The 3,050-nt window shown below is 54.3% G+C and carries 2 pseudogenes; both read left to right on the top strand.

Going from position 1 to position 3,050, the window contains the following annotated elements:
• Nucleotides 1-2,522: pseudogene (locus tag RT197_RS21945) on the top strand (hypothetical protein); the annotation flags it as partial.
• A gap of 185 nt (nt 2,523-2,707) precedes the next feature.
• Nucleotides 2,708-3,050, top strand: a pseudogene (locus RT197_RS21940) (hypothetical protein); the annotation flags it as partial.

Genomic DNA, 3,050 nt, shown 5'->3' with positions numbered 1-3,050 from the left:
CGCCAATGCAGGGCACAGAGCAGTCAGACGGTACCTGGCTTGTCGCTGACGCTGCAGGCAATGAATATGTCATCACTGCAGTGGATCAGACCACCGGTAAAACCGACGGCTATATCGCCGCGCATAAAGATGCCAGTGGCGCTATCGATTACCGTGGTAAGTGGCAATTTGACGAGCAGGGCAACAAGGTCCAGTTATCGACTTACGAAACCATGGATGGCCTGACCGTGTCCGGCGGCGAAGTAAAAGAGTTCGCCAACAAAGGCAAAACGTCAGCGGTCTATGAAAATACCGGTGAAACCAACATCCAAAACGCTCCGAATACGTCCCTGGAGGAGATGTTCATTACGATTAAGGCGGAAACCACTTACCTGATGAGCGGCGACGCCAATCTGGCCTTCGATGACGATTATGATGCCAGCAATTTTTACCTTGATGGCGAAAATGCCCGCGTGGTGGTGGGTAAAAACAGCACGCTAACCCTCAGCAATGTTGACGGTGATATTACAGCCAGACCTGGTTTACACGTTGCCTACACGCAAAACGGCCAGGGCTATTTTGATAACTATGGCACTATGCTGTTCAGTAACTATACTGAGGATATGAACAATAATGTTATCTATTTTACTGATGGATCCATTAACGCTAGAGTAAAGGCCGGACAACTGGATTTTACTAACCACAGCGGCGCGACGGTGAACCTGACCAATACCCTCGGTCCCAGCGAAGCCTATAAGAAAAATGCGGTGTATCTCTATTCGGGTTCAGGGAATTTCACCAACGACGGCATTATTACCGCCACCGGCGATAACATCACCATCGCCAGGGAAGACGCCATCTACTCCGGTAATACGCCGGGGACTCTGACCAATAATGGCACCATCACCATTAACGGCAATAACTCCACGGTATTTGAAGACTATGCCGGCACAACTTCAGTAAATAACGGCACCATTAATCTGGGTCTGGAGCAGGAAGCCTCGAAGAACGGTACAGGCATGACCGCTTTTAAAGTATCGGGCCCCAACAGTGTTGCCATTAACGGCAGTACGGGCGTGGTGAACGTCTATGCCAATGACTCCGCCGTCTTTGATCGTTCTGGCGGCGCAATTAACGTCCCCACCACATTAATCAACTACGGTACATACTATATTGCACCAGGCGTCACCGGCTCCAGTCTGGTACGCGGCGAAGATGACAGCGTGGTGCAGAACACCGTGCAGGGCTACACCGTCGGCACCCGCGCCAACGGCAGCTACGGCACCTACTCTGCCGACAGCTACACCATTGAAGAGGCGAAGGTCAATACCGGCTTTGCGCTGGGCACCAGCGCGCAAAGCGTCACGATGGATAACGTCTTCACCGGCCAGGATATTCAGGGGGAAGAGAATATCACCTCCAGCAGCGCCGTGTGGAACGCCAGCGCCAGCAAGGACAGCAGCGGCAATGTGGATGTGACCATGACCAAAAACGCCTACACCGACGTCGTCACCGACAGCGGGGTCAGCGACATGGCGCAGGCGCTTGACGCGGGCTACACCAACAACGCGCTGTACAACAGCCTCAACCTGGAAACCGCCGCGCAGGTCACTGACGCCATGCGCCAGCTCTCCGGCATGAAAGCCGTGACGGCCGGCCGTGAGTCACGCGTGCTCAGCAACCGCTTCAACATGCTGCACAACAGCGAAGTGAAAACCGAAAGCGGCCTCGGCTTTAACGTCATCGCGCAGAACGACAGCCGCGCCGAACTGGGCAACGACGCCCGCTTCGACATGCTCTCGCTCAGCCAGCGCTTTGACCTGACCCCGGCACAGAACCTGAATCTGCAGTACGGTATGGCGCGTATCACCAACGGCAAGGCCAAAGACGCAGGGGACAACGGTCTGACCGGCGGCTTCAGCCAGTTCTTCGGTATGCAGCATGACATGCAGTTTGCCGATGATGTGGTGCTGAGCAACAGCCTGCGTTACGACTTCCAGCAGCTGCAGAGCGACCGTCTGGTCAACTACGGCGCGGTCAATACCGCCGGCAGCTCCGACTCCGTTCAGCAGTATCTGGAGTGGCGCTCTCAGTTCAGCAAATCGTTCAGCCTGAGCGACGAACTGAGCATCGCACCGCTGGCAGGCGTTAAATTCCGCCACAGCAGTGACAACGGTATGAACGAAACCGGCGCCGGTGATTTCAACCTGCAGATGAGCAGCGGTTCGAAAACGGCAGTGGATGCCACCGTTGGTATGAAGCTGGACTATAAAGGCAGCAACGGCTGGGCGGTTAACGCGATGGTCGAGGGCAGCCCGAATCTCAGCTTTAACCAGAGCCAGCGTAACGGCGAACTGCAGGGGGCGGCTGGTCAGCGCTTTAATATTGACAGCGGTGAACAGGGCGGCGGAATTAACAGCCTTGCCTCCGTCGGCGTCAGCTACATGCAGAAAACCAGCCAGCTGCGCGCGGAAGCCTTCAGCTGGCGTGAAGACGGTATCAGCGACAAAGGTCTGATGTTTAATTACGGCTATCAGTTCTGATAATCCGCTTTAACTCATCGTACACAAGGCAGGGTTTTCCCTGCCTCTAACGTGTTACGTTAACAAAACGCAAGTATAGCCGTTACGTTAGTAAAAATGCGCAGGATAATATATATCCAACCAACTGCTTTAATTCATCTGAATAAAGCAGACCTGGTGACTAATTAAAGATAAAAGGATTTTTTATGAAGTATAAATTAATAAGCATGGGCGTAGCGATGGCGCTCTCAGCTAATTATGCACATGCCGCGACTCCACTGAATATTAACACCACCTGCCCGAAGGATATCAGCAAACTAACGCCCGAGCAGAAGAAGAAACTGCCCGCCAGTTGCCTGACGGACAATGGTTTAAGTAATAAAGTGATATGGGGCAGCGTCGCGGGCGTCGCTGCCGTGGCGGGTATCGCTATTGCGGCCAGCGGCGGTGGTGGCGGCGGCGGCGGCGATCACACCCCGAAGACGCCTGATACACCTGATACCCCGGATACGCCTGATACCCCGGATACGCCTGTTATCCCGGATACGC

It is taken from the genome of Superficieibacter sp. (assembly GCF_032071645.1).
Taxonomy (GTDB): Bacteria; Pseudomonadota; Gammaproteobacteria; order Enterobacterales; family Enterobacteriaceae; genus Superficieibacter.
This window is presented reverse-complemented; position numbering and strand designations above follow the sequence as displayed.